We start from the raw sequence: 6,158 nt of genomic DNA on the forward strand, positions 1-6,158 counted from the left end.
GTGCTCTTCGGTCAACTCCGAAACGAGAGCGTTACTATCAATAATGTGGCGCGTCGGAACCCAGCTGTCAAGCGCGACGACGCGTCGTCGCGCGAGCAGTCGCGCACCCGGATCGCCCGGCGCGCAGTCGTCGACGCCGCGGCGGCGTTGTTCGTCGAGAGCGGTTACGTCGCGACGACGGTCGAGGCGATCAGCGCGCGCTCGGGCGTTCCGCCGGCGACCACGTACCGCCTGTTCGACAGCAAGCTCGGAATCCTCCAGGCCGTGCTGGACACGTCGATCGGCGGGGACGACCGCGACGTCGCCGTGCGCGACCGACCGGCCGTCGTCGCGTCCCTGGCCGAAGCCGAACCCGAGCAGATCATCGCGGGCGTCGTCGCCGTCACCACCGGCATCAACCGCCGCGGCAACGCGCTGTTCCACGTGCTCGCCGCCGCGGCGGGATCGGACGCCTCCGTGGCGCAGCTGTGGTCGAACATCACCGAACAGCGCCGCCGCGGCCAGCGGCAGCTCACCCGGACACTCGCCCGGCGGCACGCCCTGCGCGACGGGCTGTCCGAGCCTCGGGCAGCGGACATCGTCTACGCCCTGCTCGCGCCGGAGGTCTACCGCCTGCTCGTCGTCGACCGCGGCTGGCCGCCACGGCGCTACCAGCAGTGGCTGAGCACCATGCTCCGCGACCAGCTGCTGGGGCTCTGAACCGCACGTAGTTCGCATGGCAGCGAATCGACGAACACGGGCACGTCGGGCCCTTGCCAGGTTCTCCTAGGGAGCGGTTAGGTAAGGCCTGGGTGGCGCGTAAGGGACGCGCCCGGCAGAACGGAACACCCTTGCGCACAGCCCTGATCGCTCTGACCACCGTCGCCCTCGCCACCGTCGCCCAGGCAGCTGTGCTGCCCGCGGCGACCGCCGCGCCGGCCAAGCCCTCGGGCAGGCCCGAGCGGGTCATCGTCATCCTCGGCCAGCACCAGAACGTCCCGGCCACCACGAGGGATCTGGGCAAGCGACGGGCCGCCGTCAAGGCCGACCAGTCACCGGTACGGGCGCAGATCAGCAAGCTGGGCGGCCGCACGACCAAGGCCTACCGGGCCGTCAACGCCGTCGCGGCCACCGTCCCGGCCGGGGGCCTCGCCGCGCTCAGGAGCAACCCGGCGGTCACCGCCGTCGTGCCCGACCTGCCCATCGCCCTTCCCTCGCGGGCGGCGACCGGCGCGCCGGTGAAGAGCAAGGCGGCGACGCCGCAGGGGCGTTACTGCCCGTCCGGCAGCACGCCGCAGCTCGAGCCCGAGGCGCTCGAACTCACCCACACCGACAGCGACCAGGGCACCGCCCCCACCGCCCGGTCCCTCGGCTACACCGGTAGCGGCGTCAAGGTCGGCTTCATCGCCGACGGCACCGACATCAACCAGCCCGACCTCATCCGGGCCGACGGCTCCCACGTCGTGACGGACTACCGGGACTTCTCCGGTGACGGGACGACCTCGCCGACCAGCGGCGCCGAGGCCATGGGCGACGTCAGCAGCATCGCCGCGCAGGGCCGGACGAGCTACGACATCTCCTCGTTCGTCACCCCCGCCCACCCGCTGCCGGCAGGGTGCGACATCCGCATCGAGGGCATGGCGCCCGGCGCGTCCGTCGTGGCCCTCAAGGTCTTCGCCAACAACCTGCTGACCGCGCCGACGTCGACGATCGTCCAGGCCATCGACTACGCGGTGAACGTCGACCACGTGAACGTCCTCAACGAGTCGTTCGGCTCGAACCCCTACCCCGACAACGCGACCGACCCGATCAGCATCGCCAACCAGGACGCCATCGACGCGGGTGTCGCGGTCACGGCGTCGACGGGCGACTCCGGTACGGGCAACACGCTGGGCACCGCATCCACGGACCCGAACGTCATCGCCGCCGGCGCGAGCACCTCCGAACGCGTCTACGCCCAGACCGACAACTACGCGTTCCCGCTGTCGAACGGGAAGTACACCAGCAACCAGGTGTCGGGGCTGTCGTCCGGCGGCATCTCGCAGACCAACCGGGTGCAGGACCTGCTCGCCCCGGGTGACCTCGGCTGGTCGCTGTGCTCGAATGCCACGCTGCCGAGCGGGGATCCGCAGTACGTCGACTGCACGGATTACAACGGCAACCCCAGCAACATCCAGGTGTTCGGCGGCACGAGCCAGTCGGCGCCGCTCACGGCGGGCGCCGCGGCATTGGTCATCCAGGCCTACCGCGCGGGACATGACGGTGCGACCCCCACGCCCGCCGTCGTGCGCACGGTCCTGACCAGCTCCGCCGACGACCTCGGCCTGCCCGCCGACGAGCAGGGCGCGGGCCTGCTGAACACCTACCGGGCCGTTCAGCTGGCCCACGACTACCGCACGGCACAGCCGGCGGGGCAGGAGCTGTCGGCCAGCACCCCGCAGGTGAAGAACGTGACGGCACCGGGCAAGCACGTCACCGACACCGTCACCCTGACGAACCAGGGCACCGGCCCGCAGCGGGTGACCGCCGCGGTGCGCCAGGTGTCGCACGTCAGCAGCCGGCAGGTGCAGAGCGTCGCCTTCGACCCGAAGACCGCGCCCACGTTCCAGGACGCCCTGGGTCGGCCGCGGCCCTACGTACTCAAGACGTTCACCGTGCCGGTCGGCACCGACCGGCTGGACGCCGCGGTCAGCATCGCGGGCGACGGCACCAAGTACGTCCGGGCCAGCCTGCTCGACCCGCAGAAGACCTTCACGGCCTACACCCTGCCGCAGGGCACCGGGAACTACGGGCACGTCGACGTGCACCAGCCGGCACCCGGCACCTGGACCGCAATCGTCTGGAGCGCCGGACCCCCGGACGCCTCGACGGTCAGCGGGCCCATCTCGCTGCGCACCACCTACTTCACGGCCACCTCGGCCGGCTCGGTGTCTCCCGCGTCGGCAACGATCCCGCAAGGCGGCTCGCAGAAGTTCCGGGTGACGACCACCGTCCCCGCGAACGAGGCCGCCGCATCCTCGCTGGTGTTCACGCACCGTTTCGGCCTCACCACGACGGTGCCGATCGTCGACCGTGCGGTGCAGAGCGTCACCACCCGCCGTCCGGCCACCTTCAGCGGCACCTTCGACCAGGCCAACGGGCGTGACTTCAGCCCGGCGCAGAGCTTCACCTACCTGGTCGACGTCCCGTCGGGCGCGCGGGACCTCGACGTCAACGTCGCGGTCAGCGGGGTGCCGTCGAACCAGATCATCGCGCACCTGTCCGACCCCAGCGGGGAGCCGGTCTCGACCGGCCGCAACGACCTGCCCCCGACGGGCACGGCCACGACCGGCCGCAGCTACGGCGGCCTGCAGCTGGTGCACGCCAACCCGCGGCCGGGCCGCTACCAGCTGACACTGGAGCTGCAGAACCAGTCGTCCGGCGCGGCGCTGCCGCTGACCTTCCGCGGCTCGTTCGTGCTCAACGGCGCCGCGGTGTCGGGTTCCGTGCCGCACAACGTGCGCGTCAGCAAGCGGCACGCGGCGACGGCGACCATCCGCATCACCAACACCAGCCCGACCCCGCAGACCTACTTCGTGGACGGGCGGACGAACTCGTTGGTGACGTACCCGTTGGTGGCGAGCGACGTGGCCGGCGAGGCACCGGACAAGACGAACCCGTACAGCCGGACCGTCCCCTTCCCGCTGGCGAGCGACGACGTCGTACCGGCCTGGCTGGTGCCCACGCAGGTGCGCAGCCTGACCGTCGGGTCCTCGTCGACCGACCCGATCACGTTCGACCTCATGCCGCTCGACTCGCCGACCACGCTGAACGCGCCGAACAACCCGGACACCGAGTCGACCGTGTCCGGCCGGTCGGCGACCGCGACGCACTCGGCACCCGAGGTCGGCTCGACCCAGTGGGCGGCGTTCCCATCACCGCTGGGACCGGTCCCGGCCGACGGCCAGCCCTCCGGTTCGGTCACGATGTCGGCCGCGGTCCGCGCCCGGGCCTTCGACGGCGACGTCACCAGCTCGACCGGCGACCCGCTGCTCGCGACCGTACGAGCGGCTGCGCCGGCGACCCACGCGATCACCATCGCGCCGGGCCGCCACGCGACGATCACCGTGCACTTCACGCCGCACGGGGCGGTGGGCAGCCGGCACACGGGCACGCTGTACGTGGACATCGCGCAGCCGTTCGGTCCCGCTGGTTACTCGACGTTGACCGAGGAGGTCAGGGCGCTGACCTACTCCTACACGGTCACCCGCTAGCAGCCGCGGCGCGGCCGAGGTCCACACCGGATCCGGCCGCGCCGTCGGTGGCGGGGCGCGCTGGGTATAAGGGGTGCAAACGGTCAGAGCGCGGTTGAAGGCGCCATCGCGGGGGGGTCGGTGCCTCGACACCGCGCCCTGACCGCCTGCCGCGCACTCTGTTATGCACGCAGTGGAAGATTACCTCGGCAAAGTGAACAAGAAAAGGTGGTGGACAGATATGTATGACGGGCTGTCCATCACCGAGTTGGCGAGCCGCACCGGGGTCCCGGCCCCGACCCTGCGCAGCTGGGAGACCCGGTACGGCCTGCCCAAGCCGGCGCGGTTGCCCGGAGGGCACCGTCGGTACGCCACGAGCGACGTCGACTTCGTGCAGCAGGTCGTCCGGTTGCGCGAGAGCGGCCTCGGCCTGCCCGCGGCGATCGAGCGGGCGGGCGCCCGCACCGACGACCCCGAGCCGTCGATCTTCGCCCAGCTCATGCGGCGGCGACCCGACCTCACCCCGCAGGCCATGTCCAAGGCGACGCTGCTCGCGCTCACGCGGGCCGTCGAGGACGAGTGCTGCGCCCGCGCCCAGCGACCCGCGCTGTTCACGCTGTTCCAGAACGCCTCGTTCTTCCTGGAGTCCCGAGACCGGTGGCGCGACCTCGCCAGTACCGCGCGCGTGGCCGTCGTCTTCGCCGACTTCGGCGACACCCGCGAGCCGGACGACAAGGTCGGCGGCGACCTGCTCACGGTGCCCATCCCCCCTGACGTGCCCCTGCGGCGCGAGTGGGCCGTGGTCTGCGAGTCCCGGGACCTGCCCGCGTGCGTCGCTGGGTGGGAGCACCCCGGCCAGGACGGCGTGCCCGATGCCGAGCGACGCTTCGAGGCAGTGTGGTCGGTCGACCCGCGCGTGGTGCGCGACGCCGCCGAGATCTGCACCGACCTGGCGCAGACGTTCGTGCCGTCGCTGCGGCCCCAGCTGGACGGCATGCTGGACGGCGACCCGGCTGCCGCGTCGGCCGACCTCGGACGGGCCAGCGGCCTGCTGAACCGCATGGTGAACTACCTGGAGCAGTCCCGCCGGTGAGGACCGCACCGCAGCGGGTCCGCAGCCTGCTCGGGACTAACGTTCGCCGGGTGCACCGGATCCGGTTGCACCGAGAATCTGTGCGCCGACAGCACGAGGACGGGACACCCGCATGAGCGAACACCCGACGATGCGCAACATGAGCGGGATGCCGGCGACACCGGCCCCGCTCTCCGAGTCGACGCTGATCATGATCGATCTGCAGAACACCTACACCCGCGGCGTCCTGGAGCTCGAGGGCGTGCAGGCGGCCCTCGACCAGGCCGAGGAGCTGCTCTCGAACGCGCGGGACGCCGGCATCCCCATCGTGCACGTCATGCACGACGACGGGCCCGGCTCGCTGTACGACGTGCAGGACGACATCGGTCGCATCGTCGAGCGGGTTGCTCCTCGTGACGGCGAGCCGGTGGTCGTCAAGAACTACCCGAACTCCTTCGTCGGCACCGACCTGCACGACCGGTTGCAGGCCGCCCCGGGTCGCGACCTGGTGCTCGCCGGCTTCATGACCCACATGTGCGTCGACTCGACCGCCCGCGGCGCGTTCAGCCTCGGCTACGCGCCGTCCGTCGTCGCCGGGGCCACCGCCACCCGCGAGCTCCCCGGCACCGACGGGCAGTCGGCGGTGTCGGCGAGCGCGTTGCAGGTCGCGAGCCTGGCCGCGATCGCCGACCTGTTCGGCGTCGTGGTGCCCACCGCGTCCGACATCCCCACCTGATCACCACCACGAGGTCACCACCACGAGTTGTCCGCGCTTCGACGCGTCCCGGCCTGACCACCGTGAGTTGTCCGCGCTTCGCCGCGGTCTGTCGCCGGAGCGCGCGGGCCACACCCGGGGGGGGGGGGGGGGGGGGGGG

4 protein-coding genes are annotated in these 6,158 nt (G+C 71.7%); all 4 read left to right on the plus strand.

The features are described from left to right. The first annotated feature begins 45 nt into the window (after window positions 1-45). The 4 genes from ACFFCA_RS14835 to ACFFCA_RS14850 all read left to right on the plus strand — a co-directional run bounded on the left by ACFFCA_RS14835 (window position 46) and on the right by ACFFCA_RS14850 (window position 6,019). Window positions 46-699, plus strand: coding sequence for a TetR/AcrR family transcriptional regulator (locus ACFFCA_RS14835; protein ID WP_375486103.1), 654 nt, complete (start codon window positions 46-48; stop codon window positions 697-699). Between the two features lie 131 nt (window positions 700-830). Further along, complete coding sequence (locus tag ACFFCA_RS14840) at window positions 831-4,232, plus strand: S8 family serine peptidase (protein WP_375486105.1); 3,402 nt, start codon at window positions 831-833, stop codon at window positions 4,230-4,232. 220 nt (window positions 4,233-4,452) lie between these two features. Then, complete coding sequence (locus ACFFCA_RS14845) at window positions 4,453-5,304, plus strand: DICT sensory domain-containing protein (RefSeq protein WP_375486107.1); 852 nt, start codon at window positions 4,453-4,455, stop codon at window positions 5,302-5,304. Between the two features lie 112 nt (window positions 5,305-5,416). Continuing rightward, the gene (locus ACFFCA_RS14850) at window positions 5,417-6,019 is read left to right on the plus strand and encodes a cysteine hydrolase family protein (RefSeq protein WP_375486109.1); all 603 of its coding nucleotides are present in this window, start codon (window positions 5,417-5,419) and stop codon (window positions 6,017-6,019) included. Window positions 6,020-6,158: the final 139 nt, after the last annotated feature.

It is taken from the genome of uncultured Jatrophihabitans sp. (assembly GCF_964252635.1).
Classification (GTDB): Bacteria; Actinomycetota; Actinomycetes; order Mycobacteriales; family Jatrophihabitantaceae; genus Jatrophihabitans.